Source organism: Veillonella parvula (assembly GCF_024461875.1).
Lineage (GTDB): Bacteria > Bacillota > Negativicutes > Veillonellales > Veillonellaceae > Veillonella > Veillonella parvula_I.
This window is the reverse complement of the sequence record NZ_JANGAL010000029.1, coordinates 1-314: the sequence shown is the minus strand read 5'-3', so window position 1 is coordinate 314 and position 314 is coordinate 1. Positions and strand designations below refer to the sequence as shown.

Annotated in this window: 1 protein-coding gene; it reads left to right on the top strand. The window is 44.6% G+C overall.

Annotated elements, in window-relative coordinates:
• Positions 1–314, top strand: a 314-nt coding sequence (locus NE668_RS09740; protein WP_256196767.1) for a hypothetical protein, incomplete at both ends; no start/stop codon positions are given.

Genomic DNA, 314 nt, shown 5'->3' with positions numbered 1-314 from the left:
ATGAGTTGGGGCGAGGAACAGAAGAAAGAAATTGAGACAATCAGAGAGAGAAAAATCACAGTGAAATTGTCGGATGCAGATTGTGACCGACTGGCGAGAAAGTGTGGGGAGCATGGTCTGACAATCGGAGAGCTGATAGAGAATTTTGTCGGAGATTTGGTGGGCGGTACTTACTCAAACGGAAGTGATGAAAGAGATTATGCTGACCAGTGGTTCGAGCGTTGTTGGTTCGGAATGTTCCCAGAGCCTACACTGCTGAATCACTTATTGAATTTTGGGTATGAACCAGAGCATTATCTGGATATGTTGGAAAA